Genomic DNA, 17,001 nt, shown 5'->3' with positions numbered 1-17,001 from the left:
CACCTCCGCAAGGGGGTACGGTGTGAAAATGCAGGCCGGCCGGAAGCGTTCTGCCACGCGATAATCACCCCATGCCGCACATCTTCTGCATTGCCAACCAAAAGGGCGGGGTGGGCAAGACGACCACCACCGTGAACCTGGCCGCCGGCCTGGCCCAGATCGGGCAGCGCGTGCTCATCGTCGACCTGGACCCGCAGGGCAACGCCACCATGGGCTCGGGCGTGGACAAGCGCACCTTGCCCCACAGCGTGTACGACGTGCTGCTGGAAGACGTGACCATCGCCGAGGCCCGTGCCCGCAGCGAAAAAGCCGGCTACGACGTGCTGGGCGCCAACCGCGAGCTGGCGGGCGCCGAGATCGAGCTGGTCAACCTGGAGCGGCGTGACCGACGCCTGAAGGCCGCCATCGAAGCGGCCGCCGCCGACTACGACTTCGTGCTCATCGACTGCCCGCCCAGCTTGAGCCTGCTCACGCTCAACGGCCTGACCTGCGCGCATGGCGTGATCGTGCCCATGCAGTGCGAGTACTTCGCGCTGGAAGGCCTCACCGACCTGGTCAACACCGTCAAGCAGGTGCATGCCAACCTCAACCGCGAGCTCAAGCTGATCGGGCTGTTGCGGGTGATGTTCGATCCGCGCATCACCCTGCAGCAGCAGGTGAGCGAGCAGCTCAAGGGGCACTTTGGCGACAAGGTGTTCAACACCGTCATCCCGCGCAATGTGCGCCTGGCCGAGGCCCCCAGCTATGGGGTGCCTGGCGTCGTGTTCGACCCCTCCAGCAAGGGCGCGCAGGCCTTCGTCAGCTTCGCGCGCGAGCTGGTGGACCGGGTGGCCCGGGGCGTGGCCTGATCGCCGCATGCCCGCGATCCGGGGGCTGTGCGGTCTGCCGGTCTGTGACAAGCTCTGACGCCATGAAACACATTGGAGTACCGGGCATGGGGATGCGCCTGTGGCCCGCGGCCGTGATGGCTGCCGCTTTGTTGTCGTCCATGGGCGCACAGGCCCAAGAGGTGCTGGCCGTGGACAGCTACACCTTGTCGGTCAACGGGCCCAACAATGGCTATGGCTACAACGACCCGGGCGGCGAGCTCACGGATGGCGTCATCCCGGCGGGGGTGGGCGCGGGGTACAACAACTGGGCGCCCTATGTGCTGTGGGATGGCAAGTCACCCACCATCACCTTCGACCTGGGCAGCGACCAGGCCGTGGGCCAGATCCGGGCGCATTTCCTGACCTATCCCAAGGCGGCGGTGTACCTGCCCTTGTCGGCCACCGTGCGGTATGCGCTGGACGGCGGCGAGTTTGGCGAGGCCGTCACGGTGCCCACGGGTTATGTGTCAGGAGGTGCGCTGGCCCACGATACGCCCGTCATGCTGAGCTTCAACACCCCGGGCGTGGGCCGGCTGGTGCAGCTCACCCTGCAAACGCCTGGCCGCTGGTTTGCCTTGAGCGAAGTGCAGTTGCTTGCCCCGACCACGCCGGTGCCTGAGGCCCAGTCTGCATGGCTGGCCCTGGGCGGTCTGGCCGTGTGCGCTTGGGCGCTGCGCCGCCGTCGCCAGGCCTGAGTGTGGGGCTCGTTGGGGCCTGACGAATGGGGGACAATGCACCCCATGGCAACGAAAAAATCCAAAGGTTTGGGCATGGGCCTGGAGGCCCTCTTGGGCCCGAAGGTGAGCGACACGCCCGCGGTGGCCGCCGAGGGTCTGCCCAGCACCCTGCGGCTGGACCTGCTGCAGCCCGGCAAGTACCAGCCCCGAACCCGCATGGACGAGGGCTCGCTGTACGAGCTGGCCGAGAGCATCCGCGCCCAAGGCATCATGCAGCCCATCCTGGTGCGCCCGGTGGGCGGGGGCCAGTACGAGATCATCGCGGGTGAGCGCCGCTCGCGGGCCGCCAGGTTGGCGGGCCTGCACGAGGTGCCGGTGCTGGTGAAGGACGTGCCCGACGAGGCCGCCGCCGCCATGGCCTTGATCGAGAACATCCAGCGCGAAGACCTCAACCCGCTGGAAGAGGCCCAGGGCCTGCAGCGCCTGACGGCTGAATTTGGTCTGACCCACGAGCAGGCCGCCCAGGCCGTGGGCCGTTCGCGCAGTGCGGCCAGCAACCTGCTGCGCCTGCTGAACCTGGCCGAGCCCGTGCAGGGCATGCTGATGGCCGGTGACCTGGACATGGGCCACGCCCGGGCCTTGCTGGCGCTGGACAAGGCCCAGCAGATCACCACCGCCCACGAGGTGGCCAGCAAGAAGCTGAACGTGCGCGAGACCGAAAAGCTCGTGTCCAAGGTGCAGGGACAGGGCCGCCAAGCCCCGCTGTTGCGGGTCAAAAGCGAGAAGTCGCGTGACGTGCAGCGCCTGGAAGAAGCCCTGTCTGACTTGCTGACAGCGCAAGTGAGCATTCACATCCGCAAGAAAACCAAGCGTGGCGAGCAAGGCGAGGTCACCATCGCCTTTGGCAGCCTGGACGAACTCAACGGCCTGATCGACAAGCTGCGCGGCTGCGCGGCCGAGGCCTGAGCCGTTACCGCCCCGCCATGATCTGGCCCTTGCCCGCCGTGTTGAGCTGGCTGGCCGCCTGGGGCCTGTGCCTGGCCTTGCAGCGGGCCGCCGCGCCGGTGTGGGCCATCTGGCTGCTGCCGGCCTTGCTGGGTGCGGCGCTGGCCAGCTGGCCCCGGGTGGCGTCCACACCCTGGCGACAGGTGTTCGTGGCGGCAGGCTTTCCGGCCAGCGCCTTGGCCCTGGCGCCCTCGGGTGGTCTGCCCGCCTGGGTGTGGCTGGTGCCGCTGGGCGTGTTGCTGCTGGCCTACCCGCGTCAGGCCTGGCGCGACGCGCCGGTGTTTCCCACGCCGGTGGGCGCGCTGCGCGAGTTGCCACGCCACCTGCCCCTGCCGGCCGGCGCGCGCATCCACGACGCCGGTTGTGGCCTGGGCGATGGCCTGAAGGCCTGGCGCGAGGCCTACCCCACCGCGCAGCTCAGCGGCATCGAGTGGAGTTGGCTGTGGTGGGCCGTGGCGCGCCTGCGCTGCCCCTGGGCCCGCGTGCAGCGTGGCGACATGTGGGCGGTGGACTGGTCGGCCTTCGAGGTGGTCTACCTTTTCCAGCGGCCCGAGACCATGCCCCGCGCCATGGACAAGGCCCGCCGGGAAATGCGGCCTGGCAGCTGGTTGGTCAGCCTGGAGTTTGAAGCGCGAGACGCCCAAGGCCAGGCCTGGCCGGCGCAGGCCGTGCTGCGCCTGCCGGCGGGTGATCCGCAGGGCCGGCCGGTGTGGGTGTACCGCAGGCCATGACCTTGCTGGCCCCACTGGCGCGTGGCGGCACTACACTGTGCGCTTGATTCCCGCCTGCTCCATGACCACCTCGTCCGACGCCTGCCCGGCAGATGTGCCCTTCAGCCCCGATGAATTCCGTGCCGCACTGGGCCAGTTCACCACCGGGGTGACCATCGTCACGGCGCGTGACCCCGAGGGCCGGCTCATCGGCCTGACGGCCAACTCCTTCAACTCGGTGTCCTTGTCGCCCCCGCTGGTCTTGTGGAGCCTGGCGCGCCAGTCCACGTCCATGCCTGGCTTCCTGGCCGCTTCGCACTACGCCATCAACGTGCTGGCCGCCGATCAGCGCCTGCTGGCCGAGCGCTTTGCGCGCAAGGGCATCGATCGCTTCGAGGGCACGCCCTGGCGGCCAGGCCTGACCGGCGCGCCCGTCATCGAGGGGGCGGTGGCAGTGTTCGAGTGCGCCCACCGCAGCCAGCACGACGAGGGGGATCACCTCATTTTTGTCGGGCGGGTCGAGCATTGCCGGCGCCGCGTGGGGGCCACGCCGCTGGTGTTTCACGGCGGGCGTTTTTTCACCGACCTGGCCATCTGAGGGGCCGATCAGCCCGACAAGGGCAGTTCACCCCGCGCACAGCGGTCCAGCAGCTTCAGCAGGCGTGCCACGTCCAGGGGCTTGCTCAGGTAATCCACAAACCCTCGGTGCCGGGCGGCCTCCACCCGGTCGGGCATGACATCGGCCGAGAGGGCCACGCGGGGGATGTCCTGGGTGGTGGGGTGGCTGCACAAGGCGTCCGAGACGTCCAGGCCCGTCATGTCGCCCAGGTGCATGTCCAGCAAGAGCAGGTCGGGCGGTTCTTGCAGCGCCTGTTCGATGGCCTGGTGGCCGTTGACGGCGACCAGGAGCGTCCATTGGGGGCGCATGCGCAGCACCTGGCGCACCAGCTCCACGTTCACCGGGTTGTCCTCGGCGTACAGCACGCGCAGGGTGCGTTCGCCGATCTCGTCGAGCAGGCCAAAGCCCGAGCGGGTGCTGGGCGTGGCCTCCTGAGCGGGGTCGTGTGCCGCGACGGCCCGTGGCAGGATCACGCGAAAGCAGGTGCCCACCTCCGGCGTGCTGCTGAGCTGCACCCGCCCGTGCATCAGCTCGATCAGGCGCTTGACGATCACCAGGCCAATGCCGGTGCCTTCCACCGCCGTGCGCTCGGCGCCCAGGCGATTGAAGGGCTCGAACAGGTGGGCCTGTTGCGCAGGCGTCAGGCCCCGACCGGTGTCCGTCACCGAGATGACCAGCTCAGACCCCAGGGGCTGGGCTTCGAGCTGCACCCAGCCACCGGGCCGGTTGTACTTGATGGCGTTGCTCAACAGGTTGACCAGCACCTGGCGCAGGCGCACGTGGTCGCCCATCACCTGCCACGAGGGGTCGGCCGGGGTGATGCGCAGGCCCAGCTGGGCCTCTTGCGCCTGGTGGCCCACCAGGGCGGCGGCGTCGTCCAGCACCTGCTGCACTGGCAGGGCGCGCATCTGCATGGGCAGGCTGCCGGCTTCGATGCGCGACAGGTCGAGCACGTCGGTCAGCATGGCCAGCAGGTGGGCGCCGGCTTTTTCGATGTGGTCCACCTTCTGGCGTTGGGCGGGGCTCAGGGGCTGCTGGGGGTCCACCCGCAGCAGCTGCGCAAAGCCCAGCATGGCGTTGAGCGGAGTGCGCAGCTCGTGGCTCATGCGCGAGAGGAATTCGGTTTTGGCCTGGCTGGCCCGTTCGGCCGCCTGTGCGCTGGCCATGGCCTCCTGCATGCGTCGGCGCTCGCCGATGTCTTCGACGATGGCCAGGAACTCGCCAGGCGAGCCGGCTTCGCCCTGCCACAGGGTGACGGTGACGGCCACCCACACGGTCTGACCATGGTGGGTCAGGTAGCGTTTTTCTAGCGAATAGCGCTCGTGGTCGCCGTTGAGTGCGGCGTCCATCTGCGCCTGGCTGATGGGCCAGTCGTCCGGGTGGGTGAGGTCTTGCACGTGCAGACCCACCAGTTGCTCGGGCGTGCGCCCCACCAGCTCGGCCAGCCGAGGGTTGACTTCCAGAAAACGCCCTTGCAATGACAAACGGGCAATGCCCGAGCCGGCTTGCTCGAAGATCTGCCGGTAGGGCGCGTCGTGAGACGGGCTGTGCATGCTGATACGGCTCTTGTACGCGTGCGCCACACCACGTGTTGTCGTCTGGCCCGCACCTGGTGGGCGTGCCGGACGTGCTCCCTTGTTCAGCCGAGGGGTGGCGCGCCCCAGCCTTGCCTCGACTGTCTCACAATTGGCCGTTTTCGGCCAGTGGCTGGCGTGTGTCCGGGTGTGACAAGCTGCCAGGGGCGTCGGGGTGTGGGCCCTGTGCCGGCAAGGTCACGGCGCGGTCACGGCCCGCGTGTTTGGCCGCGTACAGGGCGCGGTCGGCGCGCTCCAGGGTGGCGTGCAGGGCTTCGTCGGTCGGGTGGTCGGTCACGCCGGCCGAAAACGTCACCCGGATGCCCTCGGGCCAGGTGGTCTGGGCCACGGCCTGGCGCAGGCGCTCCAGGGCCACGCCCACGCCCGGGGTGCCGGGGTCGGGGGCGGTGAACATCAGCAAAAACTCTTCGCCGCCCCAGCGGGCCAGGGCGTCGGTCTGGCGCATCACCTGGCTGGCCACCCGGGCGAAGGTGCTCAAGACCTCGTCACCCGCCTGGTGGCCCAGCCGGTCATTGATCTGCTTGAAATGGTCCAGGTCGATGATGGCCAGGCTGAAGCCTTCGCCACAGCGTTGCTGGCGCAAGACCTGCTGGTCCATCACCGATTGCATGTGCCGCCGGTTGTACAGGCCGGTGAGCTCGTCGCGCATGGCCACTTGCTCCAGCCGGCTGAGGGCGTCGCGCAGGGCTTCCTTGCGCTGCAGCAGGCGGGCCCGCACCTGCGCCACGTAAAAAGCCACCGCCGACACCGCCGGCAGGGTGCAGGCCGTCAGCACGAACTTGATGAATTCGAGCCGGGGGTCGAATGCCTCGGGGTGGGCCAGCACCATGGCCGTCATCACCAGGCCCAGGCTGAGCACCGTGAACACCCCCATGATCACCACCTGCATGGCCGTGAGGGTGAACATGCCAAACACCAGCACCAGCGCGATCAGCATCAGCACCGACGAGCGCACCGGCCCCGTGATGACGTAGGCAAACAGGATGGCCACGATGGCGTACAGGCACTGCGGCAGGTCCATGCCGGGGTTGCCCAGGCGGGTGGACCAGTCCGTGCGCACCAACAGGTAAAAGCCCAGCATGCCGACCAGCACGTAGGCCAGCAGCACCTGGCCGGGCCCTTCGGCCACCAGGCCGATGCGCATGGCGTACACCAGCAGCAGGGCGCTGACGCTGTAGCCGTACACGGCGATCATCGTGAGCTGAACGCGGGTGCGCACCTTGGGCTCGGGGCCCAGCACCAGGTTCAGCAGCGCCTGCCAGATCCGCACGGCCCCACCCGTCACGGCGGGATCGAGGCCGCGCCCTGCAGCCTGGTGGGGGCGACCGTGGGCGCCATGGACACGTCCATCACCGTGCGGTCACGGCCTTCGCGCTTGGCGCGGTACAGGGCCTTGTCGGCGCGCTCGATGCAGCTGTCCAGGCCTTCGCCCTCGTCGTAGGCGGTCAGGCCAGCCGAGAACGTCACTTTCAGCTGCGGCAGCGTCGGCACCAGCACCGCCTCGGTCAGCAGCGCGCGCGCGCGCTCCAGGCCCACATTGGCCAGCTCCGGCGCCGTGTCATTGAGCAGCAGCAGAAACTCTTCGCCACCCCAGCGGGCCACCACATCGGTTTCGCGCAGGCCGCGTTGCAGCACCTGGGCAAAGCCGCGCAGCACCTCGTCGCCCACGCCATGGCCGTGGGTGTCGTTGATGCGCTTGAAGTGGTCGATGTCCACCAGGGCCAGGCAGAACTTGTGGTGGCCCGAGCGCAGCAAGCGCTTTTGGTGCTGGCCCAGCACTTCCATCATGTGCCGGCGGTTGATCAGCCCGGTGAGCTCGTCGCGCGTGGCCAGGATCTGGATGCGCGTCAGCGCGTTGGCCAGCTCGTCTTTCTGTTTTTGCAGTTTGGCGCGCAGGCTGCTGAGCTGGGCCGCCAGCGACGAAATGGTGGGCACGATGGCCGCGGTCAGCACGAAGTGCGCGATCTCCAGCTTCCAGGGGTAGTGCACCGGGTCGGACTGGGTTTTGTAGGCGATCACCACGCCCATCAAGACCACGGTGTAGCCCCCCGCGATGCGGGCGCCCCGGGGTTTCATGTTGAAGATGCCGAACACCAGCACCAGGGCCAGCAGCATCAAGGTGGAGCCATGCACCGGCCCGGTCACCGCATAGGCCCCCACGATGATGGTGATGGCCGACAGGATCTGCGGCAGCGTCATCGCCGGATCCCGGTAGCGCAGGTTGTGGCCCGAGCGCAGCACACCGTACCAGGCCAGGCAGTTGAGCACGATGACGCCGCTGAGCCGGTACACGTCACGGTAGTCCATGAAACCGATCCACGCCGCGTAGAACTGCAGCGCGCAGCAGGCCAGGAACACATTGGCCGCCATCAGCGAGCGCGTGATGCGCAGTCGCTGTCGGGGATCGCGGCTCAAGAGCAGATCGGCCAGTCGGGACGAGGGTTTCGCAGACATGGGGCGTGAACAAAGGCTACGACGGTGTATCGGTGCTTGGCGGCCATCCTTGAGCACTCAAATTAATTGAATGATGGCGTCAAGCGCGTGCAATCCTTTTCATCTTGTGAACGCTACGCTAGCGCATGATGACGTGAACCCAGGAAGGACATCCGCGATGAAACAAGGTCAAACCCCCCCAGACTCGCGCTACACCCTGACGGCCATGGCCTTGCACTGGGTGCTGGCCGTGGCCATTTTGGGGGCCATCGGCGTGGGTTGGTACCTGGAGGGGCAGCCGTTTTCGCCGGCCAAGCTCAAGCTGATCAACTGGCACAAGTGGGCGGGCATCACCATCCTGGCCCTCAGTGTGCTGCGCCTGGTGTGGCGCCTGACGCACCGTCCGCCGGCCTTGCCCGCCGCCGTGGAGGCGGGCATGCCGCCCTGGCAGCGCCTGGCGCACCATGGCACCCACGCCCTGATGTACGTGCTGTTTTTTGTGGTGCCCCTGCTGGGCTGGGCCGCCAGTTCGGCCAAGGGCTTTCCCATCGTGTGGTTCGGTGTGCTGCCGCTGCCCGACTGGGTGGGGGTGGACCAGGAACTTGGCAAGGCCTTGCAGGGTCTGCACAGTCTGAGCGCCTGGACGCTCACCGCCTTGATCGCCTTGCACGTGGCCGCCGCCCTCAAGCACCAGTTCATCGACCGCGATGGCCTGCTGGCCCGCATGCGCCCCGGGCGCTGACCCTCTGAAACCCTGAAGGACCGTTGTCATGCATGTCACGTCTTCTTTGTCTGCCGCTGTGTGTCTGGGGCTGGCGTTGTCGGCCGCCCCCGCCCGGGCCCAGACCGTGCCCACCCAGACCCTGGTGCCTGCGTCCAGCGAGGTGGTTTTTGTGGCCAAGCAGCTGGGCGTGCCCATCCAGGGCCGCTTCCAGCGCTTTGCCGTGCGCAGCCAGTTCGACCCCAAGGCGCCCGAGCGCAGCCAGGTGGCCATCGACATCGAGCTGGGCAGCGCCAGCATGAACCCCGATGCCGACGCCGAGCTGCCCAAGCCCGAGTGGTTCCATGCGGCCAAGTTCCCCAAGGCCACCTTCCAGTCCAGCGGCATCCGCGCCACCGGCCCGGGCCGTTTCGAGGCCACGGGCCAGCTCAACATCAAGGGCCAGGTTCGGCCCGTGGTGGTGCCCGTGCAGATCAGCCAGGCCCAGGGCCTGAGCACGGCCAGCGGCCAGTTCAAGCTCAAGCGCCTGGATTTCAAGGTGGGCGATGGCGACTGGCGTGACACCAGCATCGTCGCTGACGAGGTGGAGGTGCGCTTCAAGCTGGCGCTGCGCAACATGCCGCCGCTGTGAGCCCCCACCTGCCTTGTGTCGTTTCTCTCGTTCGTTTGTGTTCAACCCCTGACCTCGTAAGGAAGCCCTCCATGACCATCCGTGTTGCCCTGGCCGCCGCGGCCGCCACCCTGCTGTCCGTCACCGCCGTGCAGGCCGAGCCCGTCACCTTCACGCTCGACCCGACCCACACCTTCGTCACCTTCGAGGCCAAGCACTTCGGCACCTCCACCAACCGCGGCCGCTTCGACAAAAAGAGCGGCAGCATCGTGATCGACCCGGTGGCCAAGACGGGCCAGATCGAGATCAGCATCGACATGGCCTCGATCAACACGGGCACCGGCTCGTTCGACGGTCACTTGAAGAGCAAGGATTTCTTCAACGCCGAGGAATTCCCCACCGCCACGTTCAAGAGCACCAAGATCAAGTTCGAGGGCGACAAGATCGACGAGGTGGAGGGCACCCTGACCATGCTGGGCAAGACCGTGCCCGTGACGCTGGACGCCGAGCACTATGGCTGCTATGACCACCCCCGACTGAAGCGCCAGGTGTGCGGTGGCGATTTCGAGACCACCATCAAGCGCAGCGACTTTGGCATGAGCTATGGCCTGCCCATGATCCCCGACAACATCAAGCTGGACATCCAGGTCGAGGCCGTGCGCCAGTGACCCACTGAACCCGCCCGCAAAAGTGCATGCACTTTTTGTATGCAATCTTGATGTGAGATTGTATGCAATCTGGTGCATGCGCCCAGGGATGACGCCCTGCAAAGGCGCAAAACCGGCCCCATCTGCCGTGTTTTGCGCCTTTTTTGCGTCCCAAAGGCCTGGCACGCCGTTTGCGCTGTAGAACCCGTGCCGACGGGAGGTCGGCGTCACGGAGTTCGCCATGTCCCTCATGTCTTTGCGGTCCCAGCGGGTGGCCACCATGGCCGCGCAGGCCGACCTGCTGCTCAACCAGCTCGTCAAGCGCTATGGCGACGGTCCGCAGGCGCCCGTGGCCGTCAACGCCATCGACCTGCAGGTGCAGGCAGGCCACTATTGCTGCCTGCTGGGCCCCTCGGGCTGCGGCAAGAGCACCACGCTGCGCATGATCGCAGGCCACGAATCCGTCAGCGAAGGCGACATCGTGCTGGGTGGCCGCAACATCACCCACTTGCCGGCCTCGGCGCGCGGCACGGCCATGATGTTCCAGAGCTATGCGCTGTTTCCGCACCTCAGCGCGCTGGACAACGTGGCCTTCAGCCTGAAGATGCGCGGCGTGTCGCGCGAAGAGCGCCAGGCCAAGGCCGCCGAGTTGCTGGAGCGCGTGTCGCTGTCGCACCTGGCGGCACGCAAGCCCGCCGAGATGTCGGGGGGGCAGCAACAGCGCGTGGCCTTGGCGCGGGCCCTGATCACCGAGCCCCGCGTGCTGCTGCTGGACGAGCCCTTGTCGGCGCTCGACCCCTTCTTGCGGGCGCGCATGCGCACCGAGCTCAAGGGCTGGCAGACGACCCTGGACATGACCTTCGTCCACGTCACCCACTCGCAGGAAGAGGCCATGGCCCTGGCCGACCAGGTGGTGGTCATGAACGCCGGCCGCATCGAGCAAAGCGGCCCGCCCAGCGAGGTGTTCAATCGCCCGCTCACCGAGTTCGTGGCGCGCTTCATTGGTGGGCACAACGTCTTGCCCACGCCGCAAGGCCCTGTGGCCGTGCGCACCGACAAGACCCGCCTGAGCCGCACGGCCTGCGCAGACGGCTCGCCCGGCCTGAGCGCCGTGATCGAGGCCATCGAGTACCAGGGCACGCATGTGCTGGTGTTCCTGATCGCCGGTGAGGGCGCGTCGGCGCTGGAGCTCACCGTGATGCTCAGCGAGGCCGCCTGGGCCGATCAGCCCTGGCAGCGCGGCGAGACCGCCCTGGTGCACTGGGCCCTGGCCGACCAGCACGCGCTCAAGGGCTGAGCGCGCGCCTGCCCGGCCCCGCCGTTGTTCTCCCTGCTTGCCTTTCTCTCTTGTCCACCCCCACCGCATCCTCAAGGAGCCTGACCATGACCTGTCCCGAAGACCGCCCCGACCACTTGTCTGCCGCCGACGCGGCCGCACCCGACAGCCCCCATGACCTGAGCCGCCGCGGGGTGTTGCGCGCCGGCCTGATGGGCACGGCCGGCATCCTGGCGTCGGGCTGGGCGCCCGCCGTGCACAGCAGCGAGACCATCACCCTGCGTTACCTGGGCACGGCCGTCAACCAGGACAAGGCGATCGCCGAGAAGTTCGCGGCCGACACCGGCATCAAGATCCAGTACATCCCCGTGACCACGGACGACGTGACCAAGCGCGCCGTGACCGCCCCCAACAGCTTCGACCTGATCGACACCGAGTACTTCTCGCTCAAGAAGATCATCCCCACGGGCAACCTCAAGGGCATCGACGTCAAGCGCATCAAGAACGCCGACAAGATCACCTCGCTGTTCACCAAGGGCGAGGTCAACGGCAAGAAGGTGGGTGACCAGGGCACCGCACCGAAGAAGGTGATGTTCCTGGACGGCGAAAAGAGCAAGAAGTTCGCCGCCAGCCCCACGCAGTTCATGACCCTGATCCCCACCGTGTACAACGCCGACACGCTGGGCATCCGGCCCGACCTCATCAAGCGCCCCATCACCAGCTGGAAAGAGCTGCTCAACCCCGAGTTCAAGGGCAAGGCCGCCATCCTCAATATCCCGTCCATCGGCATCATGGACGCGGCCATGGTGATCGAGGCCATGGGCCTGTACAAGTACCCCGACAAGGGCAACATGAGCAAGGCCGAGATCGACCTGACCATCAAGACCCTGATCGAGGCCAAGCGGGCCGGTCAGTTCCGCAGCCTGTGGAAGGACTTCAACGAGTCGGTCAACCTCATGGCCTCGGGCGAGGTGGTGATCCAGTCGATGTGGAGCCCGGCCGTGACCGCCGTGCGCACCAAGGGCATCGCCTGCACCTTCCAGCCCCTGAAAGAAGGCTACCGCGCCTGGGCTGCCGGCTTCGGTGTGCCCGCCACGCTCAGCGGCAAAAAGCTGGATGCCGCCTACGAGTTCATCAACTGGTTCCTGGACGGTTGGGCCGGGGCCTACCTGAACCGCCAGGGCTACTACAGCGCCGTGCTGGACACGGCCAAGGCCCAGATGGAGGCCTATGAATGGGCCTACTGGATGGAAGGCAAGCCCGCCACGCAAGACATCAAGTCACCCACAGGCCAGGTGCTGGCCAAGAAGGGCGAGGTGCGCGACGGCGGCAGCTACGAGCAACGCATGGGCGGCATCGCCTGCTGGAACGCCATCATGGACGAGAACACTTACATGATCCGCAAGTGGAACGAGTTCGTGGCGGCCTGAGCCCTCTCACCCTTTCATCCCCTCCCCATCAACTTTCAGGAATCCCACCATGAACACCACCCGCACCACCGGCCTGGCGCTGGCCGCCGGCCTGGCCCTGTCTCAAGCCCCTTTGCAGGCGCAGGCCCAAAGCCTGACCCTGTACGGCGCCATCGGCCTGGACGTGGTCTCGGCCAGCAACGTGTATGACGGCACCCGCAGCGGCAGCGTCGTCAAGGTTGAAGACAACGCCATCGTCAACTCCCGCTTCGGCCTCAAGGGCAGCGAAGACCTGGGCGGCGGCCTCAAGGCCTTGTTCAACCTCGAATCGTCGATCGCCCCGGACACCGGCGGGGCCCGCAACACCTTCTGGAACCGCGGCGCCTGGCTGGGCCTGTCGGGCTCGATGGGCACCATCAAGCTGGGCCAGCAATGGAACGTGGCCGACGACTACCTGTGCGGCTACTTCGTGTGCGGCTACTACGCCCCCTTCCTGATGAGCGGCTTCTACGCGCTGAGCGACTACTACAGCAACGCCATCAAGTACACCTCGCCCAACATGGGCGGCTTTGAAGGCGCGCTGTACCACAGCGTGGGTGAGCGCGCGGGCGACAGCAGCGCTGGCAGCAAGTCGCAGGCGGCCCTGAACTACAGCGCCGGCGCCTTCGGTCTGGGCCTGGCCACCTTCTCTGAAAAAGACCCCAAGGGCGGCCCCTCCAACACCATGCACGCCGTGGGTGCCAGCTATGACCTGGGTGCGGCCAAGCTGCGCGCGGGGCTGGCCTATGCCGAGGTCAAGTACAGCTACAACGGCACCACCGACACCAGCGACTACAGCAGCGGCTTCAAGGCCCGCCTGCTGGACCTGGGGGTGGACGTGCCCATCAGCGCCAAGCTCAGCACCTCGCTGGACTACGTCAAGAAAGACGTGAAAGACAGCGACAACGACACCTGGTTCGTGCGCGCGCGCGCCAGCTACGCGCTGTCCAAGCGCACCGCGCTGAACTTCAACCTCATCCGCAGCAGCAACGATGGCACCGCCGACTTTGCCTTCGTCACCCAAGGCCGGGGCTTCAGTGGTGAGGCCGGTCAATCCCAGACGCTGGTGACCGCCGGCATCACGCACGCGTTCTGAACCGACGCCAGGAGTGAAGCCCATGAAACCCGCTATCCCAGCTTGGTGGCAAGCCACGCCCATGGCGGCGGTCTTTGGCCTGTTCTTTCTCTTGCCCTTGCTGCTGATCCTGGCGGTCAGCTTCTGGCCGCAAAACGAGTACACGCTGGAGCCGGGCTTCACCCTGGAGAACTACGTCACCGTCTTCGAAGGCTGCTTCGGTGGGGCGGATTCGGTCACGGGCGATGCCCTGTGCACCACCTTCCGCACCTACCTGTCGACCTTCAAGTTCTCGGCCATCGTGTGGCTCGTCACCCTGGTGCTGGGCTTCACGCTGTCGTACTTCCTGGCCTTCCATGTGCGCAGCCCCGGCACGCAGACGGTGCTGTTCATCTTGCTGACCATCCCGTTCTGGACGTCCAACGTCATCCGCATGATCTCGTGGATCCCGCTGCTGGGCCGCAACGGCTGGGTCAACCAGACGCTGATGGACATGGGCCTGATCCAGCAGCCCATCGAGTGGCTGCTGTACTCCGATTTTTCGGTGGTGCTGGCCTTCGTGCACCTGTTCACCACCTTCATGATGGTGCCCATCTTCAACTCCATGATGAAGATCGACCGCTCGCTGATCGAGGCCGCCACCGACTGCGGCGCCTCGGCCTGGCAAACGCTGTGGAACGTGATCGTGCCCCTGTGCCGCACGGGCATCCTCATCGGCTCCATCTTTGTCATCACCCTGGTGATGGGCGACTTCGTCACCGTCGGCGTCATGGGCGGGCAGCAGATCGCCTCGGTGGGCAAGACCATCCAGGTCCAGACCTCGTACCTGCAGTTCCCGCTGGCGGCGGCCAACGCCGTGGTGCTGCTGGGCATGGTGATGCTGATCATCGTGGGCCTCAACCGCCTGGTTGACCTGCGCAAGGAGCTGTGAGATGAACCAACGTGGTTTCTGGCCCCTGGCCATCGTCTTCGGGCTGTACCTGCTGTTTTTGTATGGCCCCGTCATCACCATCTTCGTGCTGAGCTTTCAGGGGCCGGACGGCGGCCTGACCTTTCCCATGCAGGGCGCGTCGCTGCACTGGTACCGCGAGCTGTTCAGTGGCCTGGGCGTGGTGGACATCGGTGCGGCCGTGCGCCGCTCGCTGGCCCTGGGTGCGGTGGTGATGGTGCTGACCGTGCTGCTGTCGCTGCTGGCCGGGCTGGCGTTTCGCAAGGGCTTCAAGGGCAGTGGGCTGCTGTTTTACGCGGCGGTGGCCAGCCTGATCATGCCCTCCATCATCGTGTCGCTGGGCATCGGTTTGCAGTTTCGGCTGCTGGACACGGGCGTGCGCCACCTGCTGGAACAGTGGGAGTGGCAGGGCGCGCTGGAGTCCTACACCACGCTGATGGGCCTGTACACCTCGGGCCTGGGCGCCCACCTGACGTGGACGCTGCCCTTTGGCATGCTGATCATGTTCGCGGTGTTCAACCGCTTCAGCCCCGCGTACGAAGAAGCCGCCCGCGACCTGGGCGCCACGCCCTGGCAAAGCCTGCGCCACGTGGTGCTGCCGCTGATCGCGCCCTCGCTGGTGGGCATCGCCATGTTCGGCTTCACGCTGAGCTGGGACGAGATCGCGCGCTCCTCGCAGGCCATCGGCGACCTCAACACCCTGCCGCTGGAGCTGCAGGGCCTGACCACCACCGTCACCACCCCGTCCATCTACGCCCTGGGCACGACCACCACCGTGCTCTCGCTGCTGGCCATCTTCCTGGCGCTGGCCACCGGTCACTGGATGCGCCGCCGCAGCCAGCCTGGTGCATGATCGCTTGCCGCACACCCCCAGACCATGTCACCTGAGACCCCCACGCCCGCCACCGCCTTGTCGGACGACGACATCCACCAGCAACTGATCGAGGCCATCGTCGACCAGCGCCTGCTGCCCGGCACCAAGCTGGTGGAAGACCGCCTGGGCCAGGCCTTTGGCGTGTCGCGCACCCGCATCCGCCAGGTCTTGATTCGCCTGGCGCAAGAGCAGGTGGTGACCATCCTGCCCAACAAGGGCGCCAGCATCGCCCAGCCCACGGTGGACGAAGCCCGCGAGGTGTTCGAAGCCCGCACGGTGATCGAATCGGTGCTGGTGCGCTATTTCGTTGCGCGCGCCCGCCAGGATGACCTGCGCGCCCTGGCCGAGTGCATCGAGGCCGAAGAGGCCGCGCGCAAGGCGGGCGACCACGTCACGGCCCTGCGCCAATCGGGGCGCTTTCACCTGCTGCTGGCCCAGGCCGCGCGCCACCAGACCTTCGAGCAGTTTTTGCGCAAGCTGGTGTCACGCACCAGCCTGATCTTGATGAGCTATGGCGCGGCCGAGCGCGAGCGCCCGGTGCGCCAGGCCGAACCGGTACGCTGGGTGCAATCGTGCCGCTGTGAAGACCACCGCCAGCTGCTGGGCGCGTTGAAGGCCGCCATGCGGGGCAAGGCCTCGGCCGATGAGGCCGTTGGCCTCATGAGCAGCCACCTGCAGCACATCGAGGCCGGCCTGTGCTTCAACGAGCCCCAGGCCCCGGCCGACCCCCTGTGGGCGGCCCTCCATCCTGCGCGCCGCTGAGCCCCGAGGCACGCATGCCCCTGCCCACGCCCACCCACCTGGCCAGCACCCCGCATGAGCATGTGCTCTTGCTCAATCCCAACACACGGGCCGACCTCACGGCGCACCTGGCCGCGCAGTTGCAGTCCATGGGCCTGGGCCAGGGCGCGGTGCGCCTGATGACGGCCACCCCCACGCAAGGCGTGGACTACATCGCTTCTGAAGTGGCGTGCGTGACCGCCGCTGCCGGCGCCTTGGCGGCCTGGCAAGACCATGTGCGCCTGCATGGGGCGCCCAAGGCCATCTTGCTGGCTTGCTTTGGCGACCCCGGGGTGTGGGCCCTGCGCGAGGCCGCGGGCGTGCCCGTGATGGGCCTGGCCGAGGCCTCGTTCATCGAAGCGAGCCCGCACGGGCCGTTTGGCGTCGTGACCGGGGGCCACGCCTGGCGGCCCATGCTGGAGCGCCTGGCCCGCAGCGTGGGCGTGTGGGGCGATGAGGCCTTGTGCCGCATCGACACCGTGGATGCCGCCGGCGGACAACTGCTGGCCGATCCCGAGCGCGGGCGTGAGGCCTTGCTCCAGGCCTGCCTGCACAGCCTGCATGGCCCAGCGCCCGTGGTGCCGACGCGGCTGGTGCTGGGTGGCGCGGCCCTGGGCGGCTGGGCGCGTGATCTGCAGCCCCGCGTGCCCGTGCCCGTGATCGACAGCGTGGAGGCCGGTGGCCGCTGGCTGGCGCGTCAGGCCTGAGGGCCT

General features: G+C 67.3%; 18 protein-coding genes. 15 read left to right on the top strand and 3 right to left on the bottom strand.

The window, feature by feature from the left end; genetic code table 11:
* Window positions 1-71 precede the first annotated feature (71 nt).
* From WNB94_RS08830 to WNB94_RS08810, 5 genes are all read left to right on the top strand, one after another.
* The gene (locus tag WNB94_RS08830; protein ID WP_341389775.1) at window positions 72-848 is read left to right on the top strand and encodes a ParA family protein; all 777 of its coding nucleotides are present in this window, start codon (window positions 72-74) and stop codon (window positions 846-848) included.
* Between the two features lie 62 nt (window positions 849-910).
* Entirely contained in the window at window positions 911-1,564 is a 654-nt protein-coding gene (locus tag WNB94_RS08825; protein WP_341389773.1) for a hypothetical protein, read from the top strand.
* A gap of 45 nt (window positions 1,565-1,609) precedes the next feature.
* The gene (locus WNB94_RS08820) at window positions 1,610-2,512 is read left to right on the top strand and encodes a ParB/RepB/Spo0J family partition protein (RefSeq protein ID WP_341389772.1); all 903 of its coding nucleotides are present in this window, start codon (window positions 1,610-1,612) and stop codon (window positions 2,510-2,512) included.
* Between the two features lie 17 nt (window positions 2,513-2,529).
* Complete coding sequence (locus tag WNB94_RS08815) at window positions 2,530-3,282, top strand: class I SAM-dependent methyltransferase (RefSeq protein WP_341389771.1); 753 nt, start codon at window positions 2,530-2,532, stop codon at window positions 3,280-3,282.
* Between the two features lie 61 nt (window positions 3,283-3,343).
* Window positions 3,344-3,859, top strand: a complete 516-nt coding sequence (locus WNB94_RS08810) for a flavin reductase family protein (protein ID WP_341389769.1) — start codon at window positions 3,344-3,346, stop codon at window positions 3,857-3,859.
* An 8-nt stretch (window positions 3,860-3,867) separates the two neighbouring features.
* Here WNB94_RS08810 and WNB94_RS08805 read toward each other — a convergent pair whose 3' ends face one another.
* The 3 genes from WNB94_RS08805 to WNB94_RS08795 form a co-directional block, all read right to left on the bottom strand.
* A complete protein-coding gene (locus WNB94_RS08805) occupies window positions 3,868-5,433 on the bottom strand; it encodes an ATP-binding protein (protein WP_341389767.1) in 1,566 nt (521 codons plus the stop codon).
* Window positions 5,434-5,560: 127 nt separating this feature from the next.
* On the bottom strand, window positions 5,561-6,745 hold the full coding sequence (locus tag WNB94_RS08800; RefSeq protein WP_341389765.1) for a GGDEF domain-containing protein: 1,185 nt from the start codon (window positions 6,743-6,745) through the stop codon (window positions 5,561-5,563).
* Between the two features lie 11 nt (window positions 6,746-6,756).
* Window positions 6,757-7,929 (bottom strand): GGDEF domain-containing protein, encoded by a 1,173-nt coding sequence (locus tag WNB94_RS08795; RefSeq protein ID WP_341389763.1) that lies wholly within the window; start codon window positions 7,927-7,929, stop codon window positions 6,757-6,759.
* Between the two features lie 157 nt (window positions 7,930-8,086).
* Between WNB94_RS08795 and WNB94_RS08790 the strand changes: the two genes are divergently transcribed.
* The 10 genes from WNB94_RS08790 (at window position 8,087) to WNB94_RS08745 (ending at window position 16,995) form a co-directional block, all read left to right on the top strand.
* Window positions 8,087-8,650 carry a cytochrome b gene (locus WNB94_RS08790; protein ID WP_341389761.1) on the top strand — a complete coding sequence of 188 codons (564 nt, stop codon included), beginning with the start codon at window positions 8,087-8,089 and terminating at the stop codon, window positions 8,648-8,650.
* Window positions 8,651-8,678: 28 nt separating this feature from the next.
* Complete coding sequence (locus tag WNB94_RS08785) at window positions 8,679-9,260, top strand: YceI family protein (RefSeq protein WP_341389760.1); 582 nt, start codon at window positions 8,679-8,681, stop codon at window positions 9,258-9,260.
* A gap of 77 nt (window positions 9,261-9,337) precedes the next feature.
* The gene (locus tag WNB94_RS08780) at window positions 9,338-9,907 is read left to right on the top strand and encodes a YceI family protein (protein WP_445819050.1); all 570 of its coding nucleotides are present in this window, start codon (window positions 9,338-9,340) and stop codon (window positions 9,905-9,907) included.
* Between the two features lie 259 nt (window positions 9,908-10,166).
* Complete coding sequence (locus WNB94_RS08775) at window positions 10,167-11,183, top strand: ABC transporter ATP-binding protein (RefSeq protein ID WP_445819049.1); 1,017 nt, start codon at window positions 10,167-10,169, stop codon at window positions 11,181-11,183.
* Window positions 11,184-11,374: 191 nt separating this feature from the next.
* Entirely contained in the window at window positions 11,375-12,592 is a 1,218-nt protein-coding gene (locus WNB94_RS08770) for an ABC transporter substrate-binding protein (protein ID WP_341389989.1), read from the top strand.
* 49 nt (window positions 12,593-12,641) lie between these two features.
* Window positions 12,642-13,706, top strand: coding sequence for a porin (locus tag WNB94_RS08765; RefSeq protein WP_341389755.1), 1,065 nt, complete (start codon window positions 12,642-12,644; stop codon window positions 13,704-13,706).
* A gap of 22 nt (window positions 13,707-13,728) precedes the next feature.
* Window positions 13,729-14,616 carry an ABC transporter permease gene (locus tag WNB94_RS08760; RefSeq protein WP_341389753.1) on the top strand — a complete coding sequence of 296 codons (888 nt, stop codon included), beginning with the start codon at window positions 13,729-13,731 and terminating at the stop codon, window positions 14,614-14,616.
* A gap of 1 nt (window position 14,617) precedes the next feature.
* Window positions 14,618-15,487 (top strand): ABC transporter permease, encoded by an 870-nt coding sequence (locus tag WNB94_RS08755; RefSeq protein WP_341389752.1) that lies wholly within the window; start codon window positions 14,618-14,620, stop codon window positions 15,485-15,487.
* Between the two features lie 24 nt (window positions 15,488-15,511).
* Window positions 15,512-16,270 carry a GntR family transcriptional regulator gene (locus tag WNB94_RS08750; protein WP_341389751.1) on the top strand — a complete coding sequence of 253 codons (759 nt, stop codon included), beginning with the start codon at window positions 15,512-15,514 and terminating at the stop codon, window positions 16,268-16,270.
* 14 nt (window positions 16,271-16,284) lie between these two features.
* Window positions 16,285-16,995, top strand: coding sequence for an aspartate/glutamate racemase family protein (locus WNB94_RS08745; RefSeq protein ID WP_341389750.1), 711 nt, complete (start codon window positions 16,285-16,287; stop codon window positions 16,993-16,995).
* Window positions 16,996-17,001 lie beyond the last annotated feature (6 nt).

The organism is Aquabacterium sp. A3 (assembly GCF_038069945.1).
In the GTDB taxonomy this organism is placed as follows: domain Bacteria; phylum Pseudomonadota; class Gammaproteobacteria; order Burkholderiales; family Burkholderiaceae_C; genus Aquabacterium.
This window is presented reverse-complemented; position numbering and strand designations above follow the sequence as displayed.

Excerpts from the sequence above, each read along its gene's own strand:
- WNB94_RS08755 (WP_341389752.1), top strand. The coding sequence starts at position 14,618 with ATGAACCAACGTGGTTTCTGGCCCCTGGCCATCGTCTTCGGGCTGTAC.
- WNB94_RS08775 (WP_445819049.1), top strand. The coding sequence starts at position 10,167 with ATGGCCGCGCAGGCCGACCTGCTGCTCAACCAGCTCGTCAAGCGCTAT.
- WNB94_RS08820 (WP_341389772.1), top strand. The coding sequence starts at position 1,610 with ATGGCAACGAAAAAATCCAAAGGTTTGGGCATGGGCCTGGAGGCCCTC.
- WNB94_RS08790 (WP_341389761.1), top strand. The coding sequence starts at position 8,087 with ATGAAACAAGGTCAAACCCCCCCAGACTCGCGCTACACCCTGACGGCC.
- WNB94_RS08770 (WP_341389989.1), top strand. The coding sequence starts at position 11,375 with ATGGGCACGGCCGGCATCCTGGCGTCGGGCTGGGCGCCCGCCGTGCAC.
- WNB94_RS08825 (WP_341389773.1), top strand. The coding sequence starts at position 911 with ATGAAACACATTGGAGTACCGGGCATGGGGATGCGCCTGTGGCCCGCG.
- WNB94_RS08810 (WP_341389769.1), top strand. The coding sequence starts at position 3,344 with ATGACCACCTCGTCCGACGCCTGCCCGGCAGATGTGCCCTTCAGCCCC.
- WNB94_RS08785 (WP_341389760.1), top strand. The coding sequence starts at position 8,679 with ATGCATGTCACGTCTTCTTTGTCTGCCGCTGTGTGTCTGGGGCTGGCG.
- WNB94_RS08830 (WP_341389775.1), top strand. The coding sequence starts at position 72 with ATGCCGCACATCTTCTGCATTGCCAACCAAAAGGGCGGGGTGGGCAAG.
- WNB94_RS08745 (WP_341389750.1), top strand. The coding sequence starts at position 16,285 with ATGCCCCTGCCCACGCCCACCCACCTGGCCAGCACCCCGCATGAGCAT.
- WNB94_RS08805 (WP_341389767.1), bottom strand. The coding sequence starts at position 5,433 with ATGCACAGCCCGTCTCACGACGCGCCCTACCGGCAGATCTTCGAGCAA.
- WNB94_RS08765 (WP_341389755.1), top strand. The coding sequence starts at position 12,642 with ATGAACACCACCCGCACCACCGGCCTGGCGCTGGCCGCCGGCCTGGCC.
- WNB94_RS08815 (WP_341389771.1), top strand. The coding sequence starts at position 2,530 with ATGATCTGGCCCTTGCCCGCCGTGTTGAGCTGGCTGGCCGCCTGGGGC.
- WNB94_RS08750 (WP_341389751.1), top strand. The coding sequence starts at position 15,512 with ATGTCACCTGAGACCCCCACGCCCGCCACCGCCTTGTCGGACGACGAC.
- WNB94_RS08795 (WP_341389763.1), bottom strand. The coding sequence starts at position 7,929 with ATGTCTGCGAAACCCTCGTCCCGACTGGCCGATCTGCTCTTGAGCCGC.
- WNB94_RS08760 (WP_341389753.1), top strand. The coding sequence starts at position 13,729 with ATGAAACCCGCTATCCCAGCTTGGTGGCAAGCCACGCCCATGGCGGCG.